Origin of the sequence: Synechococcus sp. OH20 (assembly GCF_047502685.1) — a bacterium.
In the GTDB taxonomy this organism is placed as follows: domain Bacteria; phylum Cyanobacteriota; class Cyanobacteriia; order Thermostichales; family Thermostichaceae; genus Thermostichus.
Genome location: NZ_JANSIQ010000032.1, coordinates 24,867 through 41,123, shown reverse-complemented (window position 1 = coordinate 41,123; position 16,257 = coordinate 24,867). Strand labels below are relative to the sequence as shown.

Annotated in this window: 12 protein-coding genes; 6 read left to right on the top strand and 6 right to left on the bottom strand. The window is 59.5% G+C overall.

The features are described 5' to 3' along the window. Positions 1 to 66: 66 nt before the first annotated feature. From NW826_RS07545 to NW826_RS07535, 3 genes are all read right to left on the bottom strand, one after another. The gene (locus NW826_RS07545; protein WP_414509808.1) at positions 67 to 741 is read right to left on the bottom strand and encodes a hypothetical protein; all 675 of its coding nucleotides are present in this window, start codon (positions 739 to 741) and stop codon (positions 67 to 69) included. A gap of 414 nt (positions 742 to 1,155) precedes the next feature. Next, a complete protein-coding gene (gene nrdR / locus NW826_RS07540; RefSeq protein WP_414334944.1) occupies positions 1,156 to 1,698 on the bottom strand; it encodes a transcriptional regulator NrdR in 543 nt (180 codons plus the stop codon). Positions 1,699 to 1,778: 80 nt separating this feature from the next. Then, complete coding sequence (locus NW826_RS07535) at positions 1,779 to 3,356, bottom strand: cryptochrome/photolyase family protein (protein WP_414509807.1); 1,578 nt, start codon at positions 3,354 to 3,356, stop codon at positions 1,779 to 1,781. A gap of 108 nt (positions 3,357 to 3,464) precedes the next feature. Here NW826_RS07535 and NW826_RS07530 point away from each other — a divergent pair, with 108 nt between their 5' ends. Further along, positions 3,465 to 5,897 (top strand): phospholipid carrier-dependent glycosyltransferase, encoded by a 2,433-nt coding sequence (locus NW826_RS07530; protein ID WP_414509806.1) that lies wholly within the window; start codon positions 3,465 to 3,467, stop codon positions 5,895 to 5,897. Here the strand turns inward: NW826_RS07530 and NW826_RS07525 are convergent. Beyond that, the gene (locus NW826_RS07525; protein WP_414334941.1) at positions 5,827 to 6,807 is read right to left on the bottom strand and encodes a LysR substrate-binding domain-containing protein; all 981 of its coding nucleotides are present in this window, start codon (positions 6,805 to 6,807) and stop codon (positions 5,827 to 5,829) included. The two genes, NW826_RS07530 and NW826_RS07525, sit on opposite strands and share 71 nt — an antisense overlap. 201 nt (positions 6,808 to 7,008) lie before the next feature. Here NW826_RS07525 and ribH point away from each other — a divergent pair, with 201 nt between their 5' ends. Then, a complete protein-coding gene (gene ribH / locus NW826_RS07520; protein ID WP_414334940.1) occupies positions 7,009 to 7,599 on the top strand; it encodes a 6,7-dimethyl-8-ribityllumazine synthase in 591 nt (196 codons plus the stop codon). Here the strand turns inward: ribH and htpG are convergent. Further along, complete coding sequence (gene htpG, locus NW826_RS07515; RefSeq protein WP_414509805.1) at positions 7,593 to 9,452, bottom strand: molecular chaperone HtpG; 1,860 nt, start codon at positions 9,450 to 9,452, stop codon at positions 7,593 to 7,595. The two genes, ribH and htpG, sit on opposite strands and share 7 nt — an antisense overlap. A 105-nt stretch (positions 9,453 to 9,557) precedes the next feature. Further along, positions 9,558 to 11,003 carry an LCP family protein gene (locus tag NW826_RS07510; RefSeq protein WP_414509804.1) on the bottom strand — a complete coding sequence of 482 codons (1,446 nt, stop codon included), beginning with the start codon at positions 11,001 to 11,003 and terminating at the stop codon, positions 9,558 to 9,560. A 130-nt stretch (positions 11,004 to 11,133) separates the two neighbouring features. Between NW826_RS07510 and NW826_RS07505 the strand changes: the two genes are divergently transcribed. The 4 genes from NW826_RS07505 to NW826_RS07490 all read left to right on the top strand — a co-directional run bounded on the left by NW826_RS07505 (position 11,134) and on the right by NW826_RS07490 (position 16,172). Continuing rightward, positions 11,134 to 11,751, top strand: coding sequence for a 4'-phosphopantetheinyl transferase family protein (locus NW826_RS07505; protein ID WP_414334937.1), 618 nt, complete (start codon positions 11,134 to 11,136; stop codon positions 11,749 to 11,751). Between the two features lie 91 nt (positions 11,752 to 11,842). Next, positions 11,843 to 12,244 carry a plastocyanin/azurin family copper-binding protein gene (locus tag NW826_RS07500; protein WP_414509803.1) on the top strand — a complete coding sequence of 134 codons (402 nt, stop codon included), beginning with the start codon at positions 11,843 to 11,845 and terminating at the stop codon, positions 12,242 to 12,244. 65 nt (positions 12,245 to 12,309) lie between these two features. Then, positions 12,310 to 14,805 carry an HD family phosphohydrolase gene (locus NW826_RS07495; RefSeq protein WP_414509802.1) on the top strand — a complete coding sequence of 832 codons (2,496 nt, stop codon included), beginning with the start codon at positions 12,310 to 12,312 and terminating at the stop codon, positions 14,803 to 14,805. A gap of 143 nt (positions 14,806 to 14,948) precedes the next feature. Then, entirely contained in the window at positions 14,949 to 16,172 is a 1,224-nt protein-coding gene (locus tag NW826_RS07490) for a glycosyltransferase (RefSeq protein ID WP_414509801.1), read from the top strand. The last annotated feature ends 85 nt before the right edge of the window (positions 16,173 to 16,257 follow it).

Genomic DNA, 16,257 nt, shown 5'->3' with positions numbered 1-16,257 from the left:
CTAGCTCGGTGCCAGGCTCACCTCTGCCCCCCCACCACCCAAGGGGGGGCTAGTCCTTCCATAACTTTAGGGCGCCTGCACAGGTGGCGGGTTGTTGCGCAAGAAGGGCTGTACAGCCAGAAATCCCAGTCCGAAAGAACCAACCACCAAAAGGACTGCGGCGGCCATCCAAAGCACGGGAGATCCCTGGGATCCGTGATGTTGCTCCCGTACCCGCTGGTAGATGCCGCTGGGATGGGAAAAGGAGTCTGCCTCGCCGAGATAGGGATCTGAGCCGACTGGATCTTGCATCAACTCGTCCAGGGAAGGAACCTGGTACCCGGTGCGGGGGTTATCTTGGCGCAGGCAGGTGGAAGGTGGAGAGCGGCGGAGAGAGTCCAAGGGGGGCGAGGCAAAGCTATTGGACGAGAAGGAGGAGGTCTCGCTGCGGGCCTGGCGGCGCTTGAGGCGATTCAAAAAATCGTAGCTGGGGGGAGTTTCCGGTTGGCTGGGATCGGCAATCGAACTGTCCTGCTGGAAAGATGCTCCAGAAACCCCAGTGGCATCAGCAAGCTGTAGGCTGATTTGCTGTAGGCGCTTCAGGGCCTGGCCCAACTGCCCCTGGAACTCTTGGCCGATGGCGGCAATCTCTCCAGACAACTGCTGATGCAAAGCGCGCAGGCGCTGGTTTTCGGAGGAGAGCCGACTCACCTGCTGACGGGCGGCCTCCAACTCTTCGGCCACTTGTTGATATGCTTGCATCGGTACGACTCCTGGCCCCGTCTCTCTTGGGGCAGGGGAGCGAAAGCCGCTGCGAGGCAAACCACCGAGGTTGCCGTTGCGAGTGCCAGAGGGGGTAGAACCCCGAAAATCGTATTGCATAAGTTGGGATTGACTTGAAAAGACAGAGGGCTGAGACACACGGGGGCTCTTTAGGGGTAGTGCTGAACATCGATAGTCTGAGGATGTGCAGCGCTAGGGTTAGTGTGAGCAGCGATTGCTACCCCAAGCATACCGCTAAGCCTTTGCAATGGGCGACCTCTTACAGCAATTTTTCTCACCCATAAGCGCCCTTTTCTCGCTGACCCAGGGGATCGCCTGGGCTTGTTGGCGGCTATCGTTCCTGAGTTACCGAGAAGCGCCGCGAAGTCTCTGGCTTTGGCTACGGGAAGTCTGTCAAGAATATCCCCCCACCAAGTCTGGGGAACTTGGGGATTCGGAATCTGAGGCGGAAGAGTCCCGCAGCAGCCGCTCCAGCTTCTGTCGAAGAGGGGGCTCCAACTGTTCCAGCTCGTTGACGAAGTCTTTTATACCCTGAAACTGGCGGTAGACGGAGGCAAAGCGTACATAGGCCACCTCGCTCAGGTGTTGCAGGCGCTCCAGCACCATCTCGCCGATGCGCAGAGTGGTTACCTCTTGGGCATCTTCCAATTGCAGTTTTTCTTCGATCTCGTTGACCAGCTCTTCCATCTGTCTGACGGTGACGGGGGTTTTTTGGCAGGCGCGCATCACCCCCTGCAGGATCTTGTTGCGATTGAAGCTTTCGCGGGATCCATCCCGTTTGATGACCATGATGGGCATGAACTCGATGCGTTCGTAGGTGGTGAAGCGGTAGCCGCAGGACATGCATTCTCGCCGCCGCCGCACACTCTGGCCGCCTTCTGCCGAACGAGATTCCAAAACCCGGATTTCTTGTTTGCTGCAGCGGGGACATTTCATGGCTGGTGATCCTCGACAAAGCGACAGGTGGAGAGGGGGTGCCTCAATTTTACCGGATACCTTCGGATACCCATTTAGACTCAGACAGATTGCAGCTGAGATGAACTCTGTTCGTTGGGCATAGATGGCCAGGGATCCCACCAGGCGGCGGCTTGCGCCTGGATTTGGGCTTTTAGCTCTGGTTCCATGCGATCCAGATGGGCCAGTACCCATTTCATCCTGCCCAAAGGAGATAGGAGGGAGTGCTGACGCAACAGGAAGTCCCAGTAAAACGTGTTAAAGGGACAGGCCCGTTCGCCCATCTTTTCGCTGGGATTGTAGCGGCAATGGCGGCAGTAGTCACTCATTTTGCGGATGTACTGGGCGGAGGCCGCGTAGGGTTTGGTGGAGAGCATGCCCCCGTCGGCGAAAAGGCCCATGCCGATGACGTTGGGCTGCATCACCCAGTCATAGCTGTCGATGAACACGTCGTGAAACCACGCTTCCACCGCTTGGGGTTGGATACCGCTGATGAGGGCAAAGTTGCTGAGAACCATCAGTCGCTGGATGTGGTGGGCATAGCCATGGCGGCGAATTTGCCCTAGGGTGTGCCGCAGACAGGCCATGTCGGTTTCGCCCGTCCAAAAAAAGTCCGGCAGGGGGCGGTAGTGGCCAAAGAAGTTCTTCTGGGCATAGCCCTGGGGCATTTGGTATTCGTAGAAGCCGCGCAGGTATTCCCGCCAGCCCAGGATCTGGCGGATGAAGCCTTCCGCCGAAGGGAGAGGGATCCCGCCGCGATGGTAGGCCTGTGCGGCGGCGGCGATGACTTCATGGGGGGTGAGCAGGCCCAAGTTGAGGTAAGGGGACAGCAGGGAGTGGTAGAGGAAGTCCTCGCCGGTTTGCATGGCGTCTTGCCAGGGGCCGAAGTGGGGCAGGCGGTGCCGGATAAAGTCTTCGAGCACTTGCAGGGCTTGGGCACGGGTGACAGCCCAGCCAAATCCCTCTAAAGATCCGAAGTGATGGCCGTAATGGTGCTTGACTTTTGTGATCACGGCCTGGGTGATGGCGTCGGGAGGAAACGTCAGAGGCGGCGGGTAGCGCCGGCCAGGCTGGGGAGGCTGCCGGTTTTCCCGGTCGTAGTTCCAGCGCCCGCCGAGGGGCTGGGAGCCGTCCATGAAGATGCGGAAGCGTTTGCGCCCTTCGCGGTAAAAGTCTTCCAGGAGCAGGCGCTTGCGGCCTGTGGCCCAGTCGATAAATTGGCGAGCTGTCCAGAGGAAGTGGTTGTTTTCCAGGATCAGGAGGGGGCAGGGGAGGGCAGACCGCAGCTTTTCTACCTCATCCCGGACGGGAATATCGGCGGGCTGCATGAGGCGGATTTGCCGCAGTTGCTGTTGCTTGGCCCAGGTTTGCAGGGGCTCGGCATAGCCGTCGGCTTCCACATAGGTGACCGGGTAGCCCCGCTGTTGCAGTTCTTGGGCAAAGTGGCGCATGGCCGACCACACCAGCACCAATTTCTGCTGATGGTGGTTGCGGGAGCTGGCCCAGGTGTGGGATTCGATGAGGATGATGGGAACGCAGCGAGGGGGTAGGGCGGAGAGGGAGGCGAGGGCGGATTGTTGGGGATGGAGTTGATCGGGGAGGATCCAGACGCCTGTGGGGCCAGCGAGTGAAGCGGTCATGGGAAGGCGGGGTAATTTTGTCGATCGCGGGGCCAAGATGTCTCTAGATCTCTGAGGGCAGCCCAAGTTGAGTGTAGCGTTGGGGAGCAGGGCTAAGGTGAGGTGGCGATGGAGAGGGCATCCAGCCGGCTAGCGGGGGAAAGAGGGCGGTTGGGGATCCCTTTTTTCAAGGCCTGGGCCGGGCTGGGGATGGCGGCGCTGCTGCTGCTGGTGATTTGGAATTGGACGGATCCCTTGCCGCCGGCCTGGGATGAGGCGCAGCATCTGCTGCAGGCGCAGGCGTTTGGGCTTCACCTGGGGCGGTTTCGCTGGGAAAAGATCTGGTGGCAGCAGTTGCTCCACCTTAACCAGCGCTACCCGCCTTTGGCCTACTGGCTGGGGATCCCGTTGGCAGCTCTGCATCCGTTCGGCCGTGCTGACGGGCAATTGCTCAATTGGGTGTTGCTGGGGGTTCTGATCCTGGCAACCCAGCGGCTGGGGCGGCGGGTCTATCGCTCTTGGGAAGTGGGCTGGCTGGCGGCGGCGCTGGTACTCCTTTATCCGGGGATCACGGCTTTGGCTCATGTTTACATGCTGGAGCTGCCGCTGGTGGTGGCGGTGACGCTGGCTTTTTGCGCGCTGTGGGCCTATGCGGAGGAGCCGTCCTGGCGGGGGGCGACGGGGGTGGGGGCGGGGGTGGCGGCGGTGCTGCTGACCAAGTGGACAGGGGTGCTGTTTTTGCTGCTGCCTCTGGTGGGGGCTGCAGGTCAGGCTTTCTGGCGCAGCAGAAAAGCGGTGGGGTGGCAAAAAGGGATCCCTGTGGCCCAGATGGGGTTGGGCCTGGCTGTGACGCTGCTGCTGTGTTGGCCTTGGTACGGAGCCAACTGGCTGTTTGTGCTCAGCAATGGGTGGGGCTATGCCAGTACTGCCCACTACTACGTCACCTGTGGGGCTGGATCCCTGTGTTGGTGGACTGCCTACTTGCGCTGGTTGCCCCTGCAGATGAGCCCTTTTTTGTGCCCCTTGCCGCTGCTGACGCTGCTGGGATCCCTGGACCGGCGAGAGGCAGTCCTGTGGGCCACCTACAGTTCGGGCTATCTTCTCTACACCGTGGTGGATATTAAAGATGTGCGCTTTACCCTACCCCTGTTGCCCCTTTTGGCGGTGTTGTCGGCAGGTGGGATGCAAAAAGCTTATCGGTGGCTGGGGGAGGGCTGGGGCGGGTGGGCTTTGCAAAGGGGAGCCTGCGCGGGGCTGGTTCTGGGCTGCTTGGCCTTGGCCAGCTTGGGTCGGCCCCTCACCCCAGGCGTGGCCCCTCTCTGGAGGGGGATCCCGATGCAGTGGCAGGGGCAGCGCCCCGCCCAGGAGCTGACCCAGTGGATTGAGACGTTGCTCCAGCCGGGTTTAACCACCACCTTGGGCGTTCTTCCCAACACCGAGCTCATTTCTTCGGAAACGCTGACTTACTTGGCGGCTCTCCAGCGCTGGCCGGTCACGTTCCGCGCTGCCGGGCAAACCCCCTGGCCGGAACTGGAGCTATCCTTGCTGGACGGGTTTGTAGATGCTGCGGGGGAACAGGGAATTGTCGGCCCCTACGGCCCGGCCAAGGAGCAGATCCGGCAGCACCTGCGCAGCAGCCCGGACTGGCGACAAGAACCTGGGGTAGAGTTGCCCAGCGTGGGTCGGCTGCAGACTTATTTTCCCCGCCGGCCACGGGTGACGGTGCAGGAGTCGCCTCTTGAAGCTGGGGAGGTGGAGTTGGTGGAGGTTGAGGCGCTGTCGGAGCTGGGGATCCCGGCCTGGCGGCTGCGCTGGCAAGGCCCGGCTCAGGAGTTGGCCCAAACCCTGGCCTGGGCGTGGCTGGAAGATTCCCAAGGGCAGGTGTTGGCCGAGCGCGCCTGGGTGGTGGGGCAGAACCGCCTGCAGCTCAGCTCAACGGGTGTCTGGCTGGTGGAAGAGATCCTGACGCTGCCCACAGCCGACTTCCCCAAGGAGGGCTTTCTACATCTGGATTGGCAGTTGCCCAATGGGATCCGCCATGCCCTCCACCAGCCCTGGAGAGGATTCCTGTTCAGCTTCCAAAAGGAGGGATCCCTTTTTTTGATGGATCCCTTGTTTCCTCTCCAAGAGGCGGCCAGAGCTGCTGCTGCTGGGGATCTGCAAACTCTCTCCCTTTACCTCAATGCCTGGACAACCCTGCAATACCCGACTTTTCTGACGGATCCCGATCGCACCCTGACACGCCAATTGCTAGAGGGGCAATGGCAACAGGCCGCTGCCCAGGGTCGAGTGAACCGGCAAATCCAAAGCCACTACCAACTGGGCCTCATGTTGGCAGTGCTGCTGCAGCCACAAGCAGCCCAGCGGCATTTTCAACAAATTGTCGAGCTGGATCCCGAGGACCAGTGGGCGCGGGCTTACCTGGCCTTTTTGCGAGTATTTTTTACCCGTGACCTTGAAGGCGTTCCGGAGTTGCAACAAGAGGTTTCGGCTATGGTTCGGCCTCTTTGCCAGAAAGCGGATCCAGACTGGGATTGGAATTGGGTTTGTGCTGATCTTTAGCCACAAAGTCCAAATCCATTTGAGAAACTTGTGAAAGCAGAAAGTCGGCAAAAGCTTTGGCCACCACCGAAAGGCGCTTGGAGCGCAAATAGACCAAATACCAAAACCCCCGAATGGGGAACTCTTCCACATCTAAAATAGCCAGATGATGTTGCCATCCCCCCAAAGCCAACACATGCTGAGACAAAACCGAAATGCCCAGTCCACCAACAATGCCTTGGCGAATGGCTTCGCTGCTGCCTATCTCCATGCGAATATTTAACTTCAAGTTGTGTTTGTCAAAAAGCCGCTCCACCGCCATGCGCGTTCCAGATCCGGGTTCGCGGGCCAAGAAGGGTTCTTGGGCAATGCGCGCCAGAGGGATCCGCTTTTGGCCCACCAATGGATGATGAATGGGGGCCATAACCACCAAAGAGTTTTCCAGAAAAGGTTGCGCCACCACATCCAAATCTTCCGGCGGCATCCCCATCACGTAGAGATCGTCCATGTTGTGGCCGAGCCGCTCCAAAACCTGCTGGCGGTTGATCACTTTAAGGGCGACGTCGATACCGGGATACTGCTGACAGAATGGCCCCAGAAGACGAGGAATAAAGTATTTGGCGGTGGTGACCACCCCAATGCTCAGCCGTCCCTGTTTTAACCCCTTCAGGTCGGCAAGGGTCATCTCGAATTGATTCAATTGTTCGAAAATTTTGTCGCAGGTTTGGTGTAAAGCTTGCCCCGCTTCGGTGAGATACAGCCGCTTGCCCACCTGCTCAAACAGCGGCAACCCCACGGCTTTGCTCAATTGCTTGATCTGCATGGAAATCGTGGGCTGGGTCAGGTAAAGCTCTTCGGCAGCCCGGGTAAAGCTCAGGTGACGAGCGGCAACCTCGAAGATTTGCAGTTGGTGCAAGGTAATGGCCTTCATGGACAATTAGGAAAAACTAAAGGTTCACTACTAAATCATAAGCCCTGATCTATGCGTTTTGGCGAGATCTCCCCGGGGAAAGGCAAACCCCTGTCCCCCGTCCTTTGACGGAGCTTGAGGTAGGGGAGTGAACTAGGATGGGAAAGCGCGGTTTTGCCGTGTTGGTCGACCCGCTTGTCTTTCAGGTCTGGAGCAGTGTAGATGGCAGTTTACGAGGGCAACTTTGTTCAGACGGCGGATCTGCGTCTGGCGATTGTTATCAGTCGGTTTAACGACTTGATTGCCGGCAAATTGTTGGAGGGGTGCCAGGACGGGCTGAAGCGGCATGGTGTGGATGTCGGCCCGGAGAGCAAGCAGGTGGACTACTACTGGGTGCCGGGCAGCTTTGAGGTGCCTGTGGTAGCCCACCAACTGGCCCAGTCCCGCCGTTACGATGCCATCATCTGCTTGGGGGCGGTGATTCGCGGCCAAACCCCTCACTTTGACTATGTGGCAGCAGAGGTGGCCAAGGGGATCGCGGCAGCGAGTTTTCGCACCGGCGTGCCAGTCATTTTCGGGATCCTCACCGCCGATACTCTGCAGCAGGCGCTGGAGCGGGCCGGGATCAAGAACAACAAAGGCTGGGAATACGCCATGAGTGCCCTGGAGATGGCCACCCTGATGCGCCAAGTGGCTCCCCTGTTGCAAGGGAGCAACAGCGCCGGCAACAATGGAGCGGCCTCCCGTCCCTCTCTGCCCGGTGGAGCAGAGGCGCTGCAGCCGGGGGTAACTTTGGAGAGTGCCGCCTACTGACGGCGGGTTAGACGGGTGAGCACCTCGTTGGAACGCTGCACAAAGGCCCGTGCGGCTGCGGGGTCAAAGCTTTTCTGGGTAATCAGCGCCAGATCGTAGATGTGATTGCAGATGAGGTTGACCAGCTCTGGATCCCGCCCCTCCTCGGCCAGAGCCTGCAGGTTTTGGATCAAGGGGTGGGCGGTGTTGAGCACCAGGGTGTGTTCTTCCAGAAACTCCATGGGCTTTTGTTGCAGGATGGCATTGAGCTCCTGCAGGCGCCGCAGCGCCTCCGGCAGCAGGATCATGGCCGGAACCGACTCAGACTTGAGGGCCTCGGCTTTGATCTGCAGCTTCTCTTTGCCCAAAGCCTGACGGAACAGATCCACCAGCTTTTCGCTGCGGGTTTTTTGTGTTACCGGATCGACGAGATCGGCAGCTTTGTCTTTCTGGAGCAGCGTCTCGTCCAGCTCGGAATCCACCCGCTTAAATTGGATCCCTTCTTCCCGATACTCCCGCTCCAGGAAGCTGCTGAAATGGCTGTCGATCCAGCTATCCAGCATGATGACCTCCAGGCCCTGGGAGCGGTGCAGGTCGATGTAGGCGCTCTGGGCTGCTTCGTCGGTGGCGTAGTAAACCCGCTTGTTTTGCTTTTCCCGCGTGCGCTCCAGGTATGCTTTGAGGGTCACGTACTCCGGTTTATCGGCAGGGGATCCGGCCACTCGGAAGATGAGAATGTCTTTAATCTGGGCGAAGAACTTGTCGTTGTTCATCGCCCCAAACTTCATGAAGAGGCTGATATCGGGCCAGACCTTGACATATTTTTCATAGTCTTCTTTGTAAAGCTCGTTGAGGCGATCCGCCACCTTTTTGGCGATGTGATCCCCGATGCGCCTGACGGTGCGATCATTTTGCAGGAAGCTGCGGGAGACGTTGAGGGGAATATCTGGGCTGTCGATGGCACCGCGCAGAGGCAGGAGGAATTTGGGAATGACTTCTTCGCAGTTATCCTGGACAAAAACCTGGTTGCAAAATAGCTTGACCTGGCCCTTGGTGGGATCGATATCCGGGCGCAACTTGGGGAAGTAGAGGATCCCTTGCACGATGAAGGGATAATCCGTGTTGATGTGTACCCAGAAGTGGGGATCCTCTTGGAAGGGATAGAGGTAGCGGTAAAACTCTAGGTAATCCTCATCCTTGAGCTCAGAGGGAGGAATCTTCCAGAGGGGCTTCTGGCGATTGATGACTTCTCCGTTGAGTTTAATAGGGACGGGAATGAAGTCGCAGTATTTGCGCACCAATTCGCGGATGCGGCTTGGCTCCAGATACTCCTCGCTATCCGGGCTGAGGTAAAGGGTGACGGTGGTGCCGATGGCGGAGCGCTGCGAATCGGAAAGGGTAAAAGTTGGGCTGCCGTCGCAAGACCACTGCACAGGTGTGCTGCCGGGCTGATAGGAAAGGGTGTCGATCTCCACCCGCTGCGCCACCATAAAAGAGGAATAGAATCCCAGACCAAAGTGGCCGATGATCGCCTGTTCTGCCTCTTTGCCTTTGTACTTTTGAAGGAACTCCTCAGCGCTGGAAAAGGCCACCTGGTTGATGTACTTTTTTACCTCTTCGGCAGTCATACCGATGCCGGTGTCGCTGACCGAGAGGGTCTTGGCCTCTTTATTGAGCGCGATCACGATCTCCGGCTCCGGGGGATCCGCCACTTCGCCGGCCAGTTTGGCCATCTTGAGCTTGGCAATGGCATCGGCAGCATTGGAGATCAGCTCCCGCAAAAAAATCTCCCGATCCGAATAGAGAGACTGCTTGATGATGGGGAAAATGTTCTCGGTGTGGATGGTGATGGATCCCTGTTCCAGCACAGTCATAGATGGCTCGGCACTTCAACAAGCTCAGTGCCAATCTACAGAGGTAGCAAAGGCCCCGACAAGCTGAACTTTTTCCAGAAATCCGCACCCGCAACCGAACCGGCTCTAGAGCTGAGCCCCTCTGGCCGGACTCTGCGCCTGGTCGATATCAAGGGTAAGCTGGTGGGCCCAATCTTGGCCAACGCGAATGGTGATGTCGGAGTTGAGAACGCCGGTGGATTCCACCCGCAGCTCTCCCAGGCCAAGGGCAGCGCGAACCTGCTTGGCTCCTTCCCGATCCCCGCTTTGGGCGAGGATCTCCGTTTGCGGCAACACCTGGGGGCTGTCTTCGACGGCAAAAGCCTGGGTATAGCCCTGTCGAACCAGTTCTTGCACCATGCGGCGGGCCATCCCCGGCTTTCCGGTAGCATTTTGCACAGCTATGCGCAGGCGGTGCGGCGAGATGGGAGCTACTTCCGCCTCCAGGCCAAAGTGGGTCACGGCCAGGCGGCGGATCCCGGCCAAATCTGGCAGCCAGTAGCTGGTGGCAAACTCTCCCGGCTGGCTGAAGCGGCCCGGCAACAGCACCAGGTCGATGCGATCGTCCCCAGAGGTGAGGACGAACTTGGCCAAGCTCAGAACCTCTTCCCAGGTGAGGTTGGTCTCCAGGTGGGTGCGGACGACCTGCAAAACCTTCGGGATGCGCGGCCAGACGGCAGGGGAGAGCAGTTCCCGGCTCAGGGCCCGCAGCAGCTCCTGTTGCCGTTGTACCCGACCGATATCCCCCAAGCCCAGGTGGTCGCGGCGGAAGCGGGCAAAGTGATGGGCTTGTTCGCCATTGAGGCGGTGCCAGCCAGGCTCTAGGTTAATAAACAACTGCTGCGTGTGATCCACATAGTGCATGGGCTCCGGCACATAGACCTCCACACCCCCCACTGCGTCAATCAAAGCTTCCAGGGCCTCGGTATTGAGGCGAACATAGCGGTCAATCGGGATCCCGCCCAGCAAGGTGCTGACCACCTGGGCCACCAGCGCCGGGCCCCCTGCCAAGTTGGCCGCATTGATCTTGGTTACACCAAAGCCAGGCAAGCGCACGCGGGTATCGCGAGGGATGGATAGGACAGTGATCCGCTGCGCCTGTGGATCAAAACGGGCCAAGAGGATGGTGTCGGTGCGGGTGTTGAGACGCTCCCGTTCTGTGGACAAGGGCAGGGTGGGATCCGGGTTGTCGGTGCCGAGGATGAGAATGTGCAAGGAGCGATCCAGAGCGGCAGCCCGCAAAGCATCCGGACGGAAGGCTTCTTGTTCGCCGGGAGTGAGGGAAGTGGGGATCACCTGACGGGGCAACATCACAGCCAAGAAGGCACCGGCAGAGCCCGCCAACACAGCCGTGAATCCCAACAACAGCCAGAGGATCTCCTGGCGAATGGCCTGCTGACGAGCGGCGCGGACACGGTCTGGGCGGGGTGGATAGTGGAAAGATGACATCAGGTCGGGCCGAGCCTCGCGAGCGCCTGCAGGAAGGGGTGTACTGTCTAGGTGGTGTTGCCAACCCCACCAATTCAAGGTCATGTTACCGCATCCTTATTCTCTAGGACTGTCCATACCCAACTGCAACGAGAGAGCAGCTTCCCCGGCGGGATCCCTGCAGCCGTTACCGGGGAAGTGGGAGGCGCACCTTTGGCTGTGGAGCGTACCCCCGTTGGAGCAGTTGCTTCCCCAGCTCGACATGCTTTCTCCTGGGGAATGCCGGCGGGCAGAGCGTTTACAACTGCCGGCGGATCGGTGCCGCTTTCTGGCCGGTCGTCTTGGGTTGCGCAGCTTGCTCAGCCGCTACAGCGGCATTCCACCCCGGGCGATCCCCCTCGACCACAGCTCCACCGGCAAGCCCTATTGGCGGGATCCACCCCTACCGCTGCAGTTCAACCTCAGCCACTCCCACGAGTGGATCCTGGTTGGCTTGACGTTGCAGCGTCGAATTGGCGTGGACTTGGAGCGGATCCGACCCGTGCCCCGCTGGCAACGCATTGCCCGACGCTATTTTTCCGCCGCCGAGCAGGCTCGTCTGTTGGCCTGTCCACCGGCAGAGCGGGAGAGGGTTTTCCTGGAGCTGTGGACGCAGAAAGAAGCTCTCCTGAAAGCCATGGGCGTGGGGCTGGCCGGAGCCAGGGCCGGGGCCGGGGATCCCTGCTGGCTGACCCTGCCCCTGCGGGTTGCCGAGGGCTACGTTGCCGCTGTGGCGATGGAACGACTGGAAGTGGGCGGGCCAGTCCCGACGGTGCAGCTCTGCCAAGGCGCAGATCTCTTCACTCCCGCTTGAGCTGCTATCTTGGGTTTTCAGGCCGAGTTTCCATGTTGGGGTTATGTTGCGTGGGTTGCGTTATCTCCTGATATTGAGCCTCTGTCTGGGGATGTCGATCGGCGGGATCCCGCATCCGGCCTGGGCGCGGGATCTGTCGCGGCAAACGCCCCAGGACAAAGCTGTCGAGTTAGGTACTGCCGATAACCAGTTGGTGTTTGTGCCCAAGGAGCTCTTTTTTCGCAACGGCAACCTCTACCGTTTGCACTTGAGCAACCCCAGCCAGTTGAAGCACTATTTTAGCGCCAAAGATTTTGCCGATGCCGTTTGGACTCGCAAGTTGGAAGTGGCCGGCGTGGAAATCAAGGGCCAGATCCGAGAGCTGGAGCTGAAGCCAGGCGCGTCAGTGGAGTGGCAGTTTATTCCCCTGAAATCTGGAGTTTATTCTTTGGCCTGTACCATTCCTGGCCACGCCGAAGCGGGCATGATCGGGCAGATTACCATTGGCGACTAGGCTATCTCCTGGGCTAGGGGGGCAAAAGGGGATAGAAAAGAGAAAGACGCTGCCAGGCAAATCGCATGAAAAACCTGCTCAGCCCCATCGTGGAACACTGGACTCGGCGACGCCAGGCAGCCTCTCCTCGCAAGAGCAGGCCCCCCCTGCCGGAGCGGGTTGCCGGCTATGCCCTAGCGCTTCTCTCCCTCACTGCTGTTCACGGGATCCGCTACTACAACGAGCCGCAACTGACCGTCGGCAGCCGCTCCCCGCAAACCTTCCTCGCTCCTGCTGCGGCAGAGATCGAAGATGTGGAGGCCACCCAGGCCCGGCAGGCCGAGGCGCGACGGCGGGTGGTGCAAGCCCTCAAAATCAACAGCACCGCCAACGAGAGCATGCGGCAAAATCTGGAGGCTCTCCTGGCAGCGGTGGAGGCCATCCGACAAGAGGCAGGTTCTCTGCCCTATGTTTCTGTCCAGTTGCTATCTCTGCCAACGCAGATCTACCTGCGCCAGCTTTCCCCAGAAGAGTGGAAAGCCTTTCAGGCTCGTGTCCGACAAGAGGCCATCCGCACCCGTGCAGCCACTCAATCTCTGTCGGAAGAGGTTGCTGGACGTCTGGAGCCGCTTTTTCCAGAGCAGCGGGCCCGGCAAGAGCTGGTCGAGGTTTGGCAGCGGGCCTGGTTGGATGGGGCGGCCACTCAGACGGCGGCCACGGATCCCTATACCCAGTTAATTGCCCAGGTGGAAGCGGCCCAACAGCGCTACCAAGGGGCTCTGCCGGCTCTGGAGCAGCTCACCCCCCCTGTCCCGGCCACGGTTCTCAACTTAACAGAGACTGAGTGGCAGCAGCTCCAGGGCCTGAGCCGGCGGGTCTTGGAGCGCCTGCAGAAGATAGGCATTGTGGATGGCCTGCCCCGCGAGGTGCGCGCTGAAGGGATCCAAGCCCAACTGGACGAGCTGGCCTTTCCAGGCAGTGCCGCCCAGCGGCAGGAGCTACAGGCGCTGGTCTATCAGTGGCTGCAGCAGGTGCTTGTTCCCAACGTGGAGGTGGATCCCCAGCGCACCGAGCAGCGCATTCGCGCCGAGCTGGAAAAAGTTGAGCCCGTCCTGATCTCGGTTGCGGAAAACCAGGTGATTGTGCGAGCAGATCAGATCATCACCCCCGAGATTTTTCTCATTTTGGATCACTTTGGTTTTACCCAGCGCGGGATCAACGTCTGGGGCCTGGTGGGGGTGGCTGGCGTCATGGGCTTGGGCTTGGCCATTTTCGTCCCCTTGCAGCAACGCTTGCAGCCGGGATTGCGCCGCCGGGATCGGGTGTTGATCCTGATGGTTTCCCTGACTGCTCCGCTTGTGGCAACTTTGTTCAAGCTGGAGTTCAGCTCCTTGCCGGCGGTGGGGCTGTTGCTGGGCAGTTTTTACGGGGCAGGGCTGGGCCTGGTGGTGGTGGTGGGCCAGGCGTTACTTTTGCCGTTGGTCTCCTCTGCCAATCTGCTCACCTTCGCACCCTTGCTTTCCGGCAGTGTGGTGGCCTGCGCCCTGGCCGGGCGCTCCCGCTCTCGGGAAGAGCTGGCCTTGTTGGGAGGAGGGGCGGCGGCGGTGCAGATGCTCACCTATGCGGCTGTTAGCTTGACCACAACTGGCGGCATCGATCTATTGGCGATGGCCTTGGGGGGAGGGATCACGCTGGGGTGGAGCATTGTGGCGCTGGGAGCCAGCCCCTACCTGGAGCGCTTGTTCGACCTGGCCACCCCCATTCGCCTCATCGAGTTGAGCAACCCCAACCGCACCCTGCTGCGACGGCTGGCGGCAGAAGCCCCCGGCACCTTCCAGCACACCCTGTTTGTAGCCACCTTGGCGGAACGAGCTGCCCAGAAGCTGAACCTTAACGTGGAGCTGGTGCGCACCGGCACCCTCTACCACGACATCGGCAAAATGCTGCAGGCCCGCTACTTCATCGAAAACCAGATGGGCGGCCTCAACCCTCATACGCAACTGGACGATCCCTATCGCAGCGCCCAGATCATCAAGGCCCACGTCAGCGATGGGCTGCGCCTAGCCAAGCAATACAATCTGCCCACCGCTGTCCAAGCTTTTATCCCTGAGCACCAGGGGACGATCCTGATTGCTTACTTTTACCATCAAGCCCAGATGAAAGCCGGGGATCAGCCGGTGCCCGAGGAGCTGTTCCGCTACGATGGCCCCATCCCCCAGAGCAAGGAGACAGGGGTGGTAATGCTTGCCGATGCTTGTGAGGCGGCCCTGCGCAGCATGACCCTGAGCGACGGCTTTGGCCCTGAGGTGGTTGAGCGGGCCAAGGCTGTTGTCCGCAAAATTGCCCAGGCCCGTTGGCAAGATGGCCAACTGGTCGATAGCGGCCTGACGCTGGAGGATTTGGAGGTGGTGGCAGACGCTTTTGTAGAGGTGTGGCGGGAATCCAACCACGAGCGCATCCCCTATCCCAGCGTCACCCCTGCCCCCTCGCTGCCGGAGCCTGACCAGGCACAAATGCCGATGTCGATGCCCCCGCCCACCGGCTCCTCTCAGCCGAGCGCACCCTTGCGAATCGCTGGGTAGGTAGAGAAAGGTCTAGTCCTGAAGCTGATCCATCGGTAGGATAAGGGATTAATTGCGGATCAAGTCAAGACGGCCCAGAGTTGGGATCCCCTGCCATTGTTTTTTGGATGGCCTCCTGTTCGCGTCAGCGGGACAGAGTCTTTATGCCCCATGTAGCTCCTGCTTCATCTACCCATCCCAAAGCTTCTGGAGTTCCCATTCAGATCCCATCTCTATCCCACCCCAGCCCTGTTCAACTTTCGTTGGTCATTCCCACCTACAACGAAGCTTCCAGCATTGGCAGCTTGATTCGCCAGTTGTGCGCCCACCTCGACGCGATTCTACCCGGAGCCTATGAGCTGATCGTGGTGGATGACAACAGCCCAGATTACACCGCCAAGTTGGCCCAGGAATTGCAAGAGGAGTTTCCCCAACTCAAAGTTATCTGCCGCCAGGGGGAACGGGGCTTGGCCACAGCCGTATTGCGGGGATGGCAAGTTGCCCGCGGCGAGGTGCTGGGGGTGATGGATGGGGATCTGCAGCATCCGCCGGAGATCGTCCTCAAACTGTGGCCGCTCATGCAGAGAGGGGCAGATTTGGTGGTGGGCAGCCGCTACGTGGAGTCGGGGGGGGTGAGCCACTGGAACCTGGGCCGGCGCCTCGTCTCTCGGGGAGCTCAAGCAATCGGGCTGGTTTTGCTGCCAGGGGTTTTCAGGCGGGTGTCGGATCCTCTCAGCGGGTTGTTCCTCGTCAGACGCCAGGCTATTGCCGGGATCCCGCTCAGCCCCAAGGGTTACAAACTGCTGATCGAGGTGCTGGCACGGGGCCGGGTGACAACCATTGCTGAAGTCGGCTACATCTTTCAGGAGCGCCAAAACGGCGAGAGCAAAATTCAACTGCAAACCTGTCTTCAGTATCTCCACCATCTCATCCACCTGCGCTTCTCGCTAGGACAGGTGGGATCCTTTTTGCGCTTCAGCACAGTCGGCCTGTCAGGCACTGTGGTGGACATGGTTTTGCTCTATTTGTTACACGATCCGGACAACTTAGGATGGGATCTCATCACGAGTAAGCTGATCGCTTCGGAAGTGGCCATTCTCAATAACTTCCTGTGGAACGATCTGTGGACATTTCGCCATGTTACCCGATTGCAGCCGGGTCTCTTGAATCGCCTGAAGCGGCTGGTAAAGTTTAATGTCATCTGCTTGATCGGCTTGTTTCTTAACTCTTCACTGGTGATCTTGCTAACCGAGCGCTTGGGCATTCATTATCTGTTGGCCAACCTAATTGCGATCGGCATTGTTGTATTCTGGAACTTCTACCTCAACTCCAAGCTGAGCTGGAAAAGTGCAGAGGTTAAGCTGGATCCCAGGGGCGACAAGTCTTGAACGTCTGTTTATTTCAGACACTCCTGAAGCGCTCACGCGACCACTCCCGGCCCCTCTCCCTGAGGCCCTCACCCCCGGCCCCTCT